The following is a 13,871-nucleotide window of genomic DNA, read 5'->3' as shown; positions in this document are numbered from 1 at the left end:
GTCGGAGAGGACAATGGCTGAATTCGACGTCGACCTCTTTGTCATCGGTGGCGGTTCGGGCGGCGTGCGCGCCGCCCGGATCGCGGCCGGATACGGCGCACGCGTGATGATCGCGGAAGAGTACCGCATGGGCGGCACCTGCGTGATCCGCGGTTGCGTGCCGAAGAAGCTGCTCGTGATCGGCTCGCATGTCCGTCACGAGATCGAGGATGCCGCCGGCTTCGGCTGGACCATTCCGCCCGTGAGCTTCGACTGGGCCACGCTGATCGCCAACAAGGACAAGGAGATCGCGCGGCTGGAGGCGGCCTACACGACGAACGTCGAGAAGTCGGGCGCGCAAATCGTCAAGAGCCGCGCGGTGATCGAGGACAAGCACACCGTCCGCCTGCGCGAGAACAACAGGACAATCACGGCAAAGTACATCCTGATCGCCACCGGCGGCGCGCCGAACCACGGCGCCATGATTCCCGGCATCGAGCACGTGATCTCCTCCAACGAGGCATTCCACCTGAAGACGCTGCCGAAGCGGATCGTGATCCAGGGCGGCGGCTACATCGCGCTGGAATTCGCCGGCATCTTTGCCGGTTACGGCTCCGACGTCACGGTGATCTATCGCGGCGACAATATCCTGCGCGGCTTCGACGAGGACGTCCGCGCCCATGTCCGCAGCGAGATGGAGAAGCAGGGCATCACCATCCTCACCGGCTGCACCGTGACCAAGGTCGATCGCCACGGCGACGAGTTCACCACGCATTTGTCGAACGGCTCGAGCGTCGCCTCCGACCAGGTGATGTTCGCGATCGGCCGCCATCCTGCGGTGGCCAATCTCGGCCTGGAGAAGGCCGGCGTCGCCATCAATCCGAACAATGGCGGCATTGCGGTCGACCATTTCTCCAGGAGCTCGGTCGACAGCATCTACGCGATCGGCGACGTCACCCATCGCCACAATCTGACGCCGGTCGCGATCCGCGAGGGCCACGCCTTCGCGGACACGGTGTTCGGCAAGCGCGAGGTGCAGGTCGATCATTCGTACATTCCGACCGCGGTGTTCTCGCAGCCGGAGGTCGGCACCGTCGGCCTCACCGAGACCGAGGCGCGCGCGCAGTTCAGCCACGTCGACATCTACAAGGCGACCTTCCGCCCGATCAAGGCGACGATGTCGGGCCGCGACACCCGCGTGCTGATGAAGCTGGTCGTCGACGGCTCATCCGATCGCGTGCTCGGCTGTCACATCGTCGGCGATTGCGCCGCCGAGATCACCCAGGCGGTCGCGATCGCGGTGAAGATGAAGGCCACCAAGGCCGATTTCGACGCCACCATCGCGCTGCATCCGACCGCGGCCGAAGAGCTCGTCACGATGCGCACGCCGACCGCGCGCCATGTGCGGCAGGCGGCGGAGTAGGGGCGGCCATCGCCCAGGGCAGTTGGAGGCTGCCGGACGAGTTCGGCCTGTATGGTTCGAGACGCCCGCTTTGGCGGGCTCCTCACCATGAGGGTCTAAAATCTCGCCGTAACACGCGACCTCATCCTGAGGGCCCGCCTTAGGCGGGCGTCTCGAAGGATGGCCGCAAGTGAGATTCCCGCCACGTTGTTTTTCATAGCCGGATAGCCTTGGCGGAGTAGCGCCTAACCGTAAAGGTACCCGACCGGCTTGCCCTCGGTGCGCAGGGGACGGACGTCCTTGTGGGTGATGATCTGGCCGGCGAGGCCGTCGATCTCGTCGCGCTGCGTCGGCGTCCAGCCGCGCAGCTCGTTCATGCCCTTGAGCAGGCCGAGCCGGAGGACCTGGGTGTTTTCGCCGACGCCGACAAGGCTGATCGACTCCTTGCCCGCTGTCACGACGTCACCAGCCGAAAGCTCGAAGGTTTCGCCGGACTTCTTCTTGAATTCGGCCGTGCCGCGAATGACGCGATAGATCACGACCTCGCCCTTGGCGAAACAGGTCGCGTCCGCTGCGGCAGACGTGCTCTTCGGCAAGAGTGCGTGCCCGCGCGGGTCGGTTGCGATGATGTGGCCGGTGACGAGATGCCCGCTCGGAACCTCGATGCCGATATCGCGCACGTAAACCGGCATGGCCGATTTGACGGAACTGTCGGTGAGCGGCTTGTAGAGCGCATCGAGCGCCAAGGGATCCTGAAGCCAGAAGCCGGCATCGGCGGGCCGGTCATGTAGCGGGTGGCTCCAGGCCACGCGCGGCGTTTCGTCTTCATTGATCTGATCCGGGCCGACGATGGTCGGGTTCGGAAAGGTCGTGGGATCGGTGATGAAGGCTTCAAGGAATTTGCCCGAATAGCCCATCGAGATCGGATCGGGCACCACCGTCTGCGGTGTCTTCAGGTTCTCTTCTGTCGACAGTCCCGACCAGGTATAGAACAGCTGGCGGTGCACGATCGCGCTTTGCAGCATCACCGCGCCGGGGCCGACATTGTACCAGCGCCCGTCATAGTCGAAGGTGAACGCGCCCGACGTGACCAGCACCAGCTGAAAGCCGCCTGGTGGAAGATGAAGATGGAAATCGGTGGGTCCGGTGTCGGGAAGGTAGATCGGCAGATTTGTCGCGACCTCGTGCAGCAGGAAGGTTTCGTTGTTGGCGTGAAAGCCTTCGTTGGCGCGGTTGTAGAGGGCCTGCGGACGGTACGTCGCCTCGTACTTCGCATTCCGGTCGCGGTCGATCGCCACGAAATCCTGAGTGTTGAGGCGGAGCGGCGCGCCGTTCGGGTGGGTGAGGCCAGTGATCTTGAGATCGCCCGCAGCATGCACGTTCATGACATCCTCCAATCTGGGCAATCCGCTGAGAGGGGAGTGCCGGGAATCGGGCCTGATGCTGCATTGCGAATTCTGGGCCACTTGAGATTGCGAACAGGCACGAGGGCGCCTGGCCCAGATGCGGGGCGCCCTGTTAGGAAAAAATCCAGGTTGCACTGGAGGTTAGATCAGCCGCTCGCCGCGCTGTGCTGCGCGCAAAGCCTCGCAAGTTCAGGACGTCACCTGATCCGCATTGTCTAATTTGTCGGCAAGCTCGCCAAGGCGCGTGCAGTTTTGCAGATGGCGGGATCGGCGCCGCATGGCAGCCGGTCGCTCTGGTATCCGGGGAGCCATCAGCAAATCGGGTGAGATCGCCCAGCGTGCCGATTGACAGTTTGTTCATGATTTGTTCTTATGCTGCTCCCGAGATGGAGGTGGCGATGGACAACCGTATCAACGAAATCCGCAGAACCATTAGGGCGCTCCGCGTCAGCATGCTGGAGGCTGAAGCCATAATGCGCGAGCAGATCAATCGGGATGAGGACTGCAGCTTCGTGGCGCAGGAAATCCTCAAGATGCGCTCGGTCATGAGCCTGCTCGCCAAAGAGCGAACCACGCTCGGCGACGACGAGCCGATCCTCGTGAGCTGCCTGTTCGTGCCGCGGCGCCGGCCGGCACGAAAGCCCGCGGCGGCACGTCCCCACAACGACAGCTTTGCGCCCCGTCCAACCCTGGCGGGGAGGATTTGACGCGGAGAGAGCTCATTCAAGGGATTGGCGGGTGGTCAGCTCAGGCTTGCCGGACGGGCTGTCCGCCCACTTCGCCATGTCCATCGCGCGCGCATCAATGCCCTCGCACCACAAGCAGCTGGGCTCTGCGCGGCCGTTCTTGGACAGGATGGGGACCAGGCCATGGCCGCAGCCGGCGCAACAGGTGATGGCGTTCATGCATTTCCTCCACGACACAGCAAATTCAGCAACGATGTTTTCGTTCCCGAAGCTTGCGCGGGCACTATGACGGCGCTTGAAGGTCGGCGCTGACGGCGGCGCGCATCTCCGATGTCGCCGCTGCGATCCAACGCGACACGGCGGCGATGTCATCCCCGTTGTCGCGATACGCGCGAAGCTGGAATTCGGCCGAGCTTCCACGGTCCACGATGGTGCGGCAGTGCTCGACCTCGGAGGTGCAATTCAGCGCAGCCGCGTCCTCGGCGACATCATCGATCACGCGGGTGAGCAGCTCCGAGATCGTGACCGGCCCGTCCCTGGAGGCAAAAATACAATCGGTGCCGTAGCGCTGGGCCCGCCATTTGTTCTCGACCGCGATCGCGCGCTCGACGGCGGTGACCTCCCTCGACAGATGGGGCCTCCGATAGAGGTGGCGCGTCAGGCAGCGGTAAAGCGAAGCAATGGCGACGGCGTCGTCGACGAAGGTGCAGGTGTCGGGCGCGCGAAGCTCGAGCGTCGGGTGCCGCATCGACGGGCGCATCGCCCACCAGATGTGGCTTTCATCGGGGATTACGCCGGAGCGCTGCAGCGCGCCGACATATTCGTCGTAGTCGTGTTTGCTCTCGAACAATTCGGGCAGGCCGGTGCGCGGCAGCTCGGAATAGGCGGCGAGCCGGTAGCCTTTCAGTCCGGTCTTGTGGGAATTCCAGAACGGGGAGGACGCGGACAGCGCGATGAACAGCGGCAGGTGCGGAAGCATCGCCCGCATCACCGCCATGCGCGTCTCGGGATCGGGCAGCTGGACATGCACGTGCATGCCGCACATCATGTTGCGGTGGCCGATGCTGCGCAAATCCTCGATCATCTCCTCGTAGCGCGGCTTCGGGCTCGGCTGCGACATGCGCCAGACCGCGGTCGGATGCGTGCCGCAGGCCATGATGACGTAGCCGTACTGCGCGGCGACGCCCGCGACCTCGCGGCGGAGGAAGCGCAGCTCCTCGCGCGCGTCATTGACGTCGACGTGGACGTTGGTCGCGACCTCGAGCTGGGATTGCAGCATCTCCCGCATGGCCTGGCCGCCGGTCGACCAGTTCGCCGATTCGAACAGCTCGTTGGGCGTCTCGATCGCGACCTCGAAGGTGCGGCGATCGGCGAGGAAATATTCCTCCTCGATGCCGAATGAATATTCGGCCGCCTTGCCGCGGCCGCCGGCCGAGCGAATGACGAGACGCTGCCTGTCGTCGGAAGAATCGAGCCGCAGCAATTTCAAAACGTCCGATGCAAATGTCATCGTACCCACCCGGCAAGGGATCAACGAGTGTTGCCGGCATTAATCCTTCGGACAGGAACGGGTTCCGCCGCGGGCTCACTGGAAATTGCGAGGATGAGCGGAACAATTTTCACGGTTTCGGACGCGCGCGCGATCAGGGCGTGATTGGGCGGCACTTCGGCCCAATCCGATTCCTTGTCGAAAGTGCCGGGGAGCGCGACCCAAGCCAGCTTCGATGCTAGGGTGAGACAAGCCCGGATTGGAGGTCGAGATGGACGACCGAGCCAAATTGGCGGCGCTCAGGCGTCATTGGGATGCGTCGGACGCAAACGATTTCGAGGTCGAGCATGACATCTATCGCGAGGACGCGGTGCTCGATTATCCGCAGTCGGGCGAGCGGATCCATGGCCGGAGCAACATTCAGGAGAGCCGTTCCGTGCAGCCAAACAAGAAGCGCTTCACGGTGCGGCGGATCATCGGAGGCGGCGATCTCTGGATCACCGAGCTCGTCCTGACCTATGACGGGGTGCCGTCCTACGTGGTGAGCATCATGGAATTTCGCGAGGGACTGGTCGCCCACGAGACGCAATATTTCGGCGACCGGTTCGATCCCGCGCCCTCGCGTGCACATCTTGTCGAGCGCGTGGGGTAGTTCGATTCGGTCTGGCCTGGCCTTCTCGGTGCCACGCTGGATTGCTTCGCTGCGCTCGCAATGACGGTGTTGATGGAGGTCGATAGACCTCGCGGTATGGGTCCCGGCCTTCGCCGGGACGACGGCGAGGATAGCGCGCCGCAACTGGAACCGATGCGGCGGCTGGTCGCACGCTGGCCGCCTTGATTCCGACGGACCCATCTTTATGTCTCGGGAGAACAAGAATCCGGGCCCCTCTGGCGAGGCCGCCGACGACGTCGGCAAACCTCGCGATGTCGGATGACCTGTCCCGCGCGAATGCGATGGATCGGCCGATCGTCGGGTCCTCTCTGTTCCCTCCGACTCAATCGTCCCCATCGCAGCTCCGTGCGGCCATTTCGCAAAGTAAGGGAGCATCGATGTCTGACGCCAAGCATTCAAATCCGGTCGAGATCGAGATCACCGAACCGTCCAGCCTCAATGAGCAGGCTGCGGTGGCGCTGGTGATTGTCGGCGCGCTCGTCGCCGTGGCCGACCGGCGGGTCTCGCCGGTCGAGCGCGACGAGGTGGTCCGTTTCATCAGGGACCGCAACCTGGCGCCGCACGTCACCGACGACCGGCTGTTCGCGATGTTTGACGAACTCGCCGAACGGCTCGAGGAGCCGGACTTTGCCAATGTGGTGATCGACACCTTGCGGCCGGTCTCGAATCTGCCGCTCTCGTCGCACCTGATCGAGCTCTCGGAGCGCGTCGCGGCTGCGGACGAGGACGTGCATCCCCACGAAGTGCAGGCGATCAAGCTGTTGCGCCTGCTGACGCTGGTGTTGCCGCGCGCCAGGCAGGTCGGCCCCAATGCAGCGCACGCCGAACAGCGTGCAGCCTCCGCGGAGTGAGCATGAGCATAGCTTCGGACGAGCGAAAAACGGCCAGCGGTCCCGCCGGCGAGCCAGCCGGTGGCGACCCGCGCCTTGATGCGCTCGTTCATCGGCTGCCGCCCCGTCTCGCCAATACCGTCACCTATCTGCTGAAACCATCCAGCCGCTGGGTCAGGATCCCCTCGGGCGCGCTGCTCATCGTCGGCGGCGTGCTCTCCTTCCTGCCGGTGCTCGGCATCTGGATGCTACCGCTGGGTCTTGCGTTGCTCGCCGAGGACGTACCCGCGCTCCGCTCGTCCCGTTCGAAAGTCTTCGACTGGATCGAGCGGCGCAAGCCGCATTGGCTCGATTCGTCCGCAGCCAAAAATGATCAATCATGACTGAATTCATCACCGCAGACGCGCTGTCCGCGCTGCTCCAGGTCGTCCTGATCGACCTCGTGCTGGCCGGCGACAACGCCGTCGTCATCGGCCTTGCCGCGGCGGGCCTGCCGGCCGCGCAGCGCCGGCGCGCCATCGTGGTCGGTATCATCGCCGCCACCGCGCTGCGCATCGTCTTTGCCGGCGTCGCGACCCAGCTCCTCCAGGTGATCGGCCTGCTGCTCGCCGGCGGCGTGCTGCTGCTGTGGGTCTGCTGGAAGATGTGGCGCGAGCTGCGGGAGCACGCCGCACATGCGAACCAGCTCGCGTTCGGCCATGGCGGCAGCGGAAGCGCTGCGGCGGCGCCGCGAAAAACCTTCGGCCAGGCGGCGTTGCAGATCGTCGCCGCCGACGTCTCGATGTCGCTCGACAACGTGCTCGCGGTCGCGGGCGCCGCGCGCGAGCATCCCTACATCCTGGCCTTCGGCCTGTTGCTGTCGGTCGCGATGATGGGCGTCGCCGCCGATCTGCTCGGCCGCGTGCTCCAGAAGCAGCGCTGGATTGCCTATGTCGGCCTCGCCATCATCATTTACGTCGCCTTCGAGATGATCTATCGCGGCTCGCTCGAGCTTGCGCCGGTGATCGCAAGTCTCTAAGGCGACGCTTCCTGCGCGCAATCCGGAGTGATCAATGACGTCTGAACCCAAAGCAGCTTCGGCGGCGCCCCTGCCGCCGCCGGCGATCGGCCTGGTCGCCCAGCTGATCTTCGGCTCGCGCTGGCTGCAAGTGCCGCTCTATCTCGGCCTCATCATCGCACAGGCCGTCTACGTGCTGCTGTTCCTGAAGGAGCTCTGGCACCTGGTCCTCCACTCGTTCGACGCCAGCGAGCAGCAGATCATGCTCGTCGTGCTCGGGCTGATCGACGTCGTGATGATCTCGAACCTCCTGATCATGGTGATCGTCGGTGGCTACGAGACCTTCGTCTCGCGCCTGAACCTGAGCGGTCATCCGGACGAGCCTGAGTGGCTCAGTCACGTCAATGCCAGCGTGCTCAAGATCAAGCTCGCGATGGCGATCATCGGCATTTCCTCGATCTCGCTGCTTCGAACCTTTATCGAGGCGGGCAATCTCGGCACGACACGCAGCAACTTCACCGAGACCGGCGTGATGTGGCAGGTGCTGATCCACCTGACCTTCATCATCTCCGCGATCGGCATCGCCTGGGTCGACCGCCTCGGTGAGAGCGGGCACCGCAAGGAGGCCGGCCACGGCTGAGCGTGCGATCCGGCGCGTCGGACGGCCAAAGGCCGTGTTCAGAGGCGCCGGCCCCGCGCCAGCGTCTCGGAGGGCGTCTCGCCGAACGTCATGCGGTAGCCTTTCGAGAAGTCACCCATGTGCCAGAAGCCGTTGCCAAGTGCGATGGCCTTGACGGTCGCGCCAGCGCTTCCGGTCATGAGCTGGATACGGGTCGACCACAGCCGCTTGAGCCGCAGGTAGTGATGCAGGCTGACGCCGTGCACGGCGTGCGCGGCGATCTGAAGCGTGCGCACGGAGACGCCGAGCGCGCCGGCGAGATCGTCGCTGTAGAGCGGCTTGCTGCCGAACAGCGCGACGACCTCGTCGAGGTGGGCAATCAGCTTGCGGTGCTTGTCGAATGATCCGCGTCGCGCGGCCAGCGCGCCGGCCGGCACGAGCGTGGCGTCGAGGCAGGCGAGCAGCGTCTCCTGGATCGGCCGGTTGAGCGCTTCGAATTGTCTGGGATCGTCGTGCTCCGACGCCAGGCAGAACATGTTGAGGATCGCGGCGCGCAGGCGCTCCAGCGGCACGTCATGGGAGCGGAAGTACCCGAGCCCGTGGTCGTAATCCGCCCAGCCGCGATGGCGCATGTCCGAATTGAAGCGCATCATCAGGTAAGTGTTGGGGTGGTGCTCGACAGACAGGACGGGGACCTTGCCGCGTACGACGCCCACCGTCGAATTGCCGATCTCGCGGCCGTTGCTGATCGAATGAAAGCAGAACGGGACCACGAGGCCGATGCCATGGTCGGTGCCGACATCGACCTCGAGCCGGCGGGCGAAGGCGCGCTGGAACACGAAGAGCCCGTCCTGGAGTGGAAGGATGGCACGGGACAAGGAAAAATCGCGCGGGCGGAGCGGTGTGCTGGTGCCGAGGCCAAGCACCTCGTTGGCGCGAAACTCGCTGAAATCCGAGAAGCGCTCGATGCCGAGGACCCGCGAAGGCGTCAGCCGACGTACCGGCATTTCGGAATCCTCGGACGTCCGGGGTGAGCGGGCTGAACCCGCGGAAGCTAACAGATGGCCGACCATCGGCCATATTCCGGAAAACTACTGCCAGTTCAGCGATGCTCCGTGGTGTGCGCGATCACGTCTGAGCGCATCGAGAGTTGGTTTGCTTCATCACGCAACTTGCGGGTACGCCGCGTTTTCCTTTCGCTCTCGCTCGCCCAATTCACGCACCAGTTCCTGAAGAAACGAGTCGGTGTAGGCGGGCAGGGTGCGTTCGGCGCGGACATAGATGCCGAGATCCGACCACACCGGGCTGCCGGCATTGTCGAGCGGCAGGAAGACGAGCTGGCTGTCGCGCGACAGCCGCCCGATGCCGAGCTGGGTCTGGAAGGCGACGCCGACGCCGCGCGCCGCGAGCTCGCGCATCAGGTCGATCGAATTGGCCTGGATCGCCGGCTCCGGCGCCTCGGAGAGCTGCGCGATCAGCGGCTGGAGCAAATGATAGATCGACAGCTCCGGCAGCGCGTGAATGACGGGGAAGGCGAGGCATTGGGCCAGCGTGACCGTCTTGCGGCGTGCCAGCGGATGCTCGCGCGCGACCACGGCGCCGAGCCGAAAGCGCTTCAACGCGACCTGGCGCAGATCCGGCGGATGCCGCAGCGCCATGGCGATGCCGATGTCGGCTTCACCGCGGCTCAGGGCCTCCAGCACGTCCGATGATCCCTTCACCTCGGTGGTGAAGCTGACGCGGCGGGCGCGGCCGCGATGCGCGGCGATCAGGTCCGGCAGCACCGATTCGGTGAGCGACTCGATGCAGGCGATGCTGATGGTGCCGTGCCAGGTGCCTGACAGCGACTGCACGTCGGAGCGGAAGCGGTCGAGGTCCTGGAGCACGTTCATGACGTGCCGCGCCAGCATCTCGCCGACCGTCGTCAGCGTCAGGCCGCGCGCATTGCGCTCGAACAGGGGCGATCCAACCTCTTGTTCAAGCTTGAGAATTTGGCGGCTGACCGCGGAGGAGGCGACGTTCAGGACCCGCGCCGCGGCCCGGATCGAGCCGGTGCGACGGACGGCGTGGAAGTACTGGATAGAAGGTGAGTGAAATCGCATGGGACCCCCAGCCGGACTATAGCCGTTGCCGAAACGGCATCAACATGTACGAAATTCTGTGCTTTTCGAGAGCGCTGGTACCACCTAGGTTCGCGCGCGGTTTGGGCGGGGGCGCCAGGCCTGCGCAACGACGCGCCAGGGGACTATTGGGGTGAACGAGAATATCGCTCGCGAGCTGGAGCACGGGCCGGACACCCGTCTGGTCGATCGCCGCCGCGCGGCCGCTTATGTCGGCGTGACCGCCGGCCGCTTCGAGCAATTGGTGCGCGACAACGTCGTGCCGCCGCCGGTCATGGTGGACAACAAGCGGCGCTGGCCGATTGCTCTGCTCGATGTCGCGAAAGCAGCGGTCGGCAGCAGCATCCCGTGCCTGCCGCCGGTCTCGGTCGATGTCTCCGCCGAGATGCGTCCCTGTGAACGGGACCCCGCGCCGCCTTCGCGCGAGCTTCCCGACCAGGCGTGGTTCGAGCAGCGCGCGCGATTCGTCGAGCGTGTCCGAAGGTCACTGCTGTCGGGCAACGAGATCAATCTCCTGCGCGAATTCAAGGTGCTGAAGCAGAACCAGATCAGCATGTTCGGCTACTACGGAAGTTTCGAGGCCCTGATGGTCCGCGGCTACATCGTCGAAGTCGCGCGCAAGCCGCCGTCGAGCCGACCGCTCGTGACTTATCGTTTGACCGCGCAGGGCGAGCAGGTGGTGTCGGCGCTGAAGGACGAGCCCGTGATCTGACCGGGCGCGGCCTATTTGAGAACCTCGCAAACTGTCTGATGCGCTCCGGGGGCAGGCTGCGGCTCGCCTGCAGAGATGCGCTGCCACCAGGCGTCCAGCAAATGGCGCTCGCAGCCGAGCTTGACGCTCATGCCGCCGGCGAAGTTGATCCAGTCGGCGAAATGGTCCTTGCCGACCGCGATCACCACCGGAATATCGGCATCGAGCGCGCGCTCGATCAGGTAGAACAGGCCCTTGCCACCGCGCTCGCGCTTGCCGAAGCGGTTGATGATGACGAGATCGGCGCCGTGCGCCAGCGCGTCCGCGATCCGCTCGCCCGCGTTTTGCAGCCGGGCAAGGTCGAGCCGGCAGCCCTGCGCGGCCGGATCGAAATCCTGCGCCAGGAGCAGCGTCTCGCCGCTGTGAAGCAGCACCGCAGAGAGGCTGGAGTCCGCGCACTGGCCGGCCTGCACCATGCCGACAACGCGAAAGCCGCGCGCATTCAAGTCCGCCGCGAAGCTGCGCAGGACCGCGTCGGGATCCTGATGCGATTCATAGACCAGGGCGGCGAGATCGCATTGCGCATCGAACATGGTCGGCCTCCGTTTCGCTGCAAGAAGATCGGGGCCGCGGCGGTTTCGCCGCGACCCCGGGTTTTGGATCAGGCCGCCGGCGGCCCGTTGATGATCTGGAGCTGGGTGAATTCGGCGAGGCCTTCCTCGGCGAATTCGGTGCCGATGCCCGATTGCTTGGCGCCGCCGAACGGAATGTGCGGGGCCATGTCGAGATGCTTGTTGATCCAGACCGTGCCGGACTCGAGCTGAGTCGCGACCTCGTGGGCGCGCTTGATGTCGGACGACCACACCGAGGCGCCGAGGCCGTAGGTCGTGGCATTGGCGCGGCGGATCACGTCATCCTTGTCGGAGTATCTGATCAGCGGCAGCACGGGACCGAACTGCTCCTCGTCGACCAGCTTCGAGCCTTCCTGGATGTCGCGCACGATGGTCGGCTCGATGAAATAGCCGGGACGGTCCATCGCGGCGCCGCCGGCGACCACCTTGCCGTTCTTGTGCGCGTCCGCGAGGAACGCCTTCACCTTCTCGTACTGCATCTTGTTCTGGAGCGGCCCGAGCTTGGTGCCCTGCTTGGAGCCGTCGTCGACCACCGTGTTCTTGGCGATCGCGACCAGCTCGTCGCAGAGCTCGTCATAGACGGATTCGTGCACATAGAGCCGCTTGATGGCGAGGCAGACCTGGCCGGAGTTCTGGAAGGCGCCTTCGAAGATGCCGGGCGCGACCTTCTTCGGATCGACGTCGTCTAGCACGATGCCGGCATCGTTGCCGCCGAGCTCGAGTGTGATGCGCTTGAGCGTCTGCGCTGCGCTCGCCATCACCTTCTGTCCCGTGGCCGTCGAGCCGGTGAAGGAGATCTTGCGGATGTCAGGGTGCTTGGTCATCTCGCCGCCGAGATCGTTGGCGTCGGTGATGAAGTTGAGCACGCCCTTCGGCACGACGTCCTTGATCAGCTCGGCAAAGCGCAGCGTGGCGAGCGGCGTGGTCGGGGCAGGCTTCACCACCAGCGTGTTGCCGGCGAGCAGCGCGGACGGCAGCTTGAAGCTGAGGATCAGCAGCGGGTAGTTCCAGGGAATGATGGCGCCGACGACGCCGAGCGGACGGCGATAGGCTTCGACCTTGCGGTCGCCGGAGTCCTCGATCACCTTCATCGGCAATTCGAGTGAGCCGAGATAGCGGAAGAAGGCGGCCATGCCGAGCACTTCGCCGCTCGCGTCCGCCAGCGGCTTGCCCTGCTCAGACGTGAGCACGCGCGCGAGCTCGCCGGAATTCGCCTCGATGATTTCGGCCATCTTGATCACGACCTTGCGGCGATCCTCCATCGACGTCGCGGCCCATGCCGGGTAGGCGGCCTTCGCCGCGGCAACCGCCGCATCGAGCTGCGTCTTCGAAGCCCGCGGGCATTGTGCCAGCACCTCTTCGGTCGCGGGATTGAGAACCGGCATGGTCAGGTCTCCGGGCACCATCTTGCCGTCGATGAGAAGATTGTAGTCGCTCATTGGCTTTGCGCTCCCTTGAAGAACGGGCCGTTCTGGCCTCGTTATATCTAACTGTATATCACGGTACGGTCGAACCGGCCATGGCAGCCGGCTCGATCAATTCCAGAAAAGCGAGCTGGACGTTGGTGGACATATCGATATATCCTGTTGGATATAGCGAAGAGTGTTCCGGGATTTGCCATGGAAATCAAGGTGAGGTCGCTGACGACCTGCGAGGTAGCGTCCGATGGCGGTGCGATCTCGCTGGGTTTCGAGGATGTGACGGGCAATCCTGCCGCTGTCAGCGTCTCGCTGAACCAGGTCGGCGCGCTGATCATGACGCTTCCGGGTCTGCTCGAGGCCGCGCTCCGGACCCGCTACGGCGACCAGAGCCTGCGCTACGCCTATCCGCTGGCGTCCTGGGTGCTGGAACAATCGACCGACACCACCCAGCGCATCATGACGCTCGAAACCGAGGACGGCTTCAAGGTCCGTTTCTCGATCCCGAAGGCCGAGCAGAGCCTGCTCGGCGAAGCCCTGACCCAGCCGATGCCGGAGATGTCGGTGCGGCCGAACTAGCGGCCATCAGGATTTGCGGGACCGCGCGATGTCGCTTCTGAGCGCTTCGAGTTCCTTGTGCACCGCGCGCGCGGCATCGCGCTCGATCTTGCGGTAGCGCGCAACAAGTTTCTCACCGAAGGGCGTCAGCATCGCGCCGCCGCCGTTCTTGCCGCCGGCCTGCGGTTCGACCGCAGCATGTCCGCAGATGCGGTTGATCTCGTCGACGAGGTCCCAGGCGCGCTTATAGGACATGTCCATGGCCCGGCCGGCCGCCGAAATCGAGCCCTGCTCCCGGATCTGCTCCAAAAGCTCGATCTTGCCGGGTCCGATCCGATCCTCGCTGTCGAGGTCGATACGAACGCTCAGCT

At 64.7% G+C, this 13,871-nt stretch carries 17 protein-coding genes and 1 pseudogene; 9 read left to right on the top strand and 9 right to left on the bottom strand.

Going from position 1 to position 13,871, the window contains the following annotated elements; translation table 11 throughout:
* Positions 1-13 precede the first annotated feature (13 nt).
* The gene (gene gor / locus ACXJMY_RS34155) at positions 14-1,402 is read left to right on the top strand and encodes a glutathione-disulfide reductase (RefSeq protein WP_456623752.1); all 1,389 of its coding nucleotides are present in this window, start codon (positions 14-16) and stop codon (positions 1,400-1,402) included.
* Between the two features lie 224 nt (positions 1,403-1,626).
* On the opposite strand, the gene ACXJMY_RS34150 is transcribed toward gor, so the two are convergent.
* Positions 1,627-2,766: a hypothetical protein gene (locus ACXJMY_RS34150; protein ID WP_456623751.1), complete on the bottom strand. Its 1,140-nt coding sequence runs from the start codon at positions 2,764-2,766 to the stop codon at positions 1,627-1,629.
* Positions 2,767-3,185: 419 nt separating this feature from the next.
* Here ACXJMY_RS34150 and ACXJMY_RS34145 point away from each other — a divergent pair, with 419 nt between their 5' ends.
* Positions 3,186-3,494, top strand: coding sequence for a hypothetical protein (locus ACXJMY_RS34145; RefSeq protein ID WP_456623750.1), 309 nt, complete (start codon positions 3,186-3,188; stop codon positions 3,492-3,494).
* A gap of 12 nt (positions 3,495-3,506) precedes the next feature.
* Here ACXJMY_RS34145 and ACXJMY_RS34140 read toward each other — a convergent pair whose 3' ends face one another.
* The 3 genes and pseudogenes from ACXJMY_RS34140 to ACXJMY_RS34130 form a co-directional block, all read right to left on the bottom strand.
* Entirely contained in the window at positions 3,507-3,692 is a 186-nt protein-coding gene (locus ACXJMY_RS34140) for a hypothetical protein (protein ID WP_456623749.1), read from the bottom strand.
* A 64-nt stretch (positions 3,693-3,756) separates the two neighbouring features.
* Positions 3,757-4,983, bottom strand: coding sequence for a carboxylate-amine ligase (locus tag ACXJMY_RS34135; protein WP_456623748.1), 1,227 nt, complete (start codon positions 4,981-4,983; stop codon positions 3,757-3,759).
* 20 nt (positions 4,984-5,003) lie between these two features.
* Positions 5,004-5,168: pseudogene (locus ACXJMY_RS34130) on the bottom strand (class II glutamine amidotransferase); the annotation flags it as partial.
* 65 nt (positions 5,169-5,233) lie between these two features.
* Between ACXJMY_RS34130 and ACXJMY_RS34125 the strand changes: the two are divergent.
* The 5 genes from ACXJMY_RS34125 to ACXJMY_RS34105 all read left to right on the top strand — a co-directional run bounded on the left by ACXJMY_RS34125 (position 5,234) and on the right by ACXJMY_RS34105 (position 8,102).
* A complete protein-coding gene (locus ACXJMY_RS34125) occupies positions 5,234-5,614 on the top strand; it encodes a nuclear transport factor 2 family protein (RefSeq protein WP_456623747.1) in 381 nt (126 codons plus the stop codon).
* A gap of 398 nt (positions 5,615-6,012) precedes the next feature.
* Positions 6,013-6,486: a TerB family tellurite resistance protein gene (locus tag ACXJMY_RS34120; protein WP_456623746.1), complete on the top strand. Its 474-nt coding sequence runs from the start codon at positions 6,013-6,015 to the stop codon at positions 6,484-6,486.
* A gap of 2 nt (positions 6,487-6,488) precedes the next feature.
* Positions 6,489-6,848 (top strand): hypothetical protein, encoded by a 360-nt coding sequence (locus ACXJMY_RS34115; RefSeq protein ID WP_456623745.1) that lies wholly within the window; start codon positions 6,489-6,491, stop codon positions 6,846-6,848.
* The gene (locus ACXJMY_RS34110) at positions 6,845-7,483 is read left to right on the top strand and encodes a YjbE family putative metal transport protein (protein WP_456623744.1); all 639 of its coding nucleotides are present in this window, start codon (positions 6,845-6,847) and stop codon (positions 7,481-7,483) included. The genes ACXJMY_RS34115 and ACXJMY_RS34110 overlap by 4 nt, the downstream gene beginning before the upstream one ends.
* A 34-nt stretch (positions 7,484-7,517) precedes the next feature.
* Positions 7,518-8,102 carry a TIGR00645 family protein gene (locus ACXJMY_RS34105; protein WP_456623743.1) on the top strand — a complete coding sequence of 195 codons (585 nt, stop codon included), beginning with the start codon at positions 7,518-7,520 and terminating at the stop codon, positions 8,100-8,102.
* A gap of 38 nt (positions 8,103-8,140) precedes the next feature.
* Here ACXJMY_RS34105 and ACXJMY_RS34100 read toward each other — a convergent pair whose 3' ends face one another.
* Together ACXJMY_RS34100 and ACXJMY_RS34095 are read right to left on the bottom strand one after the other, a co-directional pair.
* A complete protein-coding gene (locus ACXJMY_RS34100; protein ID WP_456623742.1) occupies positions 8,141-9,088 on the bottom strand; it encodes a helix-turn-helix domain-containing protein in 948 nt (315 codons plus the stop codon).
* A gap of 156 nt (positions 9,089-9,244) precedes the next feature.
* Entirely contained in the window at positions 9,245-10,183 is a 939-nt protein-coding gene (locus ACXJMY_RS34095; RefSeq protein WP_456623741.1) for a LysR family transcriptional regulator, read from the bottom strand.
* Between the two features lie 151 nt (positions 10,184-10,334).
* On the opposite strand from ACXJMY_RS34095, the gene ACXJMY_RS34090 reads away from it, so the two are divergent.
* Positions 10,335-10,913, top strand: coding sequence for a hypothetical protein (locus ACXJMY_RS34090; RefSeq protein WP_456623740.1), 579 nt, complete (start codon positions 10,335-10,337; stop codon positions 10,911-10,913).
* Between the two features lie 11 nt (positions 10,914-10,924).
* Here ACXJMY_RS34090 and ACXJMY_RS34085 read toward each other — a convergent pair whose 3' ends face one another.
* Both ACXJMY_RS34085 and ACXJMY_RS34080 read right to left on the bottom strand, forming a co-directional pair.
* Complete coding sequence (locus tag ACXJMY_RS34085) at positions 10,925-11,485, bottom strand: DUF2478 domain-containing protein (protein ID WP_456623739.1); 561 nt, start codon at positions 11,483-11,485, stop codon at positions 10,925-10,927.
* A 68-nt stretch (positions 11,486-11,553) separates the two neighbouring features.
* The gene (locus ACXJMY_RS34080) at positions 11,554-12,963 is read right to left on the bottom strand and encodes an aldehyde dehydrogenase family protein (protein WP_456623738.1); all 1,410 of its coding nucleotides are present in this window, start codon (positions 12,961-12,963) and stop codon (positions 11,554-11,556) included.
* A gap of 180 nt (positions 12,964-13,143) precedes the next feature.
* On the opposite strand from ACXJMY_RS34080, the gene ACXJMY_RS34075 reads away from it, so the two are divergent.
* Positions 13,144-13,521, top strand: a complete 378-nt coding sequence (locus ACXJMY_RS34075) for a hypothetical protein (RefSeq protein ID WP_456623737.1) — start codon at positions 13,144-13,146, stop codon at positions 13,519-13,521.
* Between the two features lie 6 nt (positions 13,522-13,527).
* Here the strand turns inward: ACXJMY_RS34075 and ACXJMY_RS34070 are convergent, their stop codons facing one another.
* A complete protein-coding gene (locus tag ACXJMY_RS34070; RefSeq protein WP_456623736.1) occupies positions 13,528-13,869 on the bottom strand; it encodes a winged helix-turn-helix domain-containing protein in 342 nt (113 codons plus the stop codon).
* Between the last annotated feature and the right edge of the window lie 2 nt (positions 13,870-13,871).

This window comes from Bradyrhizobium sp. P5_C12 (genome assembly GCF_054049735.1).
Note: the sequence above shows the minus strand (reverse complement) of the source record. Positions and strands in the feature narration are given on the sequence as shown.

Excerpts from the sequence above, each read along its gene's own strand:
- ACXJMY_RS34125 (WP_456623747.1), top strand. The coding sequence starts at position 5,234 with ATGGACGACCGAGCCAAATTGGCGGCGCTCAGGCGTCATTGGGATGCG.
- ACXJMY_RS34080 (WP_456623738.1), bottom strand. The coding sequence starts at position 12,963 with ATGAGCGACTACAATCTTCTCATCGACGGCAAGATGGTGCCCGGAGAC.
- ACXJMY_RS34115 (WP_456623745.1), top strand. The coding sequence starts at position 6,489 with ATGAGCATAGCTTCGGACGAGCGAAAAACGGCCAGCGGTCCCGCCGGC.
- ACXJMY_RS34120 (WP_456623746.1), top strand. The coding sequence starts at position 6,013 with ATGTCTGACGCCAAGCATTCAAATCCGGTCGAGATCGAGATCACCGAA.
- ACXJMY_RS34145 (WP_456623750.1), top strand. The coding sequence starts at position 3,186 with ATGGACAACCGTATCAACGAAATCCGCAGAACCATTAGGGCGCTCCGC.
- ACXJMY_RS34140 (WP_456623749.1), bottom strand. The coding sequence starts at position 3,692 with ATGAACGCCATCACCTGTTGCGCCGGCTGCGGCCATGGCCTGGTCCCC.
- ACXJMY_RS34100 (WP_456623742.1), bottom strand. The coding sequence starts at position 9,088 with ATGCCGGTACGTCGGCTGACGCCTTCGCGGGTCCTCGGCATCGAGCGC.
- gor (WP_456623752.1), top strand. The coding sequence starts at position 14 with ATGGCTGAATTCGACGTCGACCTCTTTGTCATCGGTGGCGGTTCGGGC.
- ACXJMY_RS34095 (WP_456623741.1), bottom strand. The coding sequence starts at position 10,183 with ATGCGATTTCACTCACCTTCTATCCAGTACTTCCACGCCGTCCGTCGC.
- ACXJMY_RS34075 (WP_456623737.1), top strand. The coding sequence starts at position 13,144 with ATGGAAATCAAGGTGAGGTCGCTGACGACCTGCGAGGTAGCGTCCGAT.
- ACXJMY_RS34085 (WP_456623739.1), bottom strand. The coding sequence starts at position 11,485 with ATGTTCGATGCGCAATGCGATCTCGCCGCCCTGGTCTATGAATCGCAT.
- ACXJMY_RS34105 (WP_456623743.1), top strand. The coding sequence starts at position 7,518 with ATGACGTCTGAACCCAAAGCAGCTTCGGCGGCGCCCCTGCCGCCGCCG.
- ACXJMY_RS34110 (WP_456623744.1), top strand. The coding sequence starts at position 6,845 with ATGACTGAATTCATCACCGCAGACGCGCTGTCCGCGCTGCTCCAGGTC.
- ACXJMY_RS34135 (WP_456623748.1), bottom strand. The coding sequence starts at position 4,983 with ATGACATTTGCATCGGACGTTTTGAAATTGCTGCGGCTCGATTCTTCC.
- ACXJMY_RS34150 (WP_456623751.1), bottom strand. The coding sequence starts at position 2,766 with ATGAACGTGCATGCTGCGGGCGATCTCAAGATCACTGGCCTCACCCAC.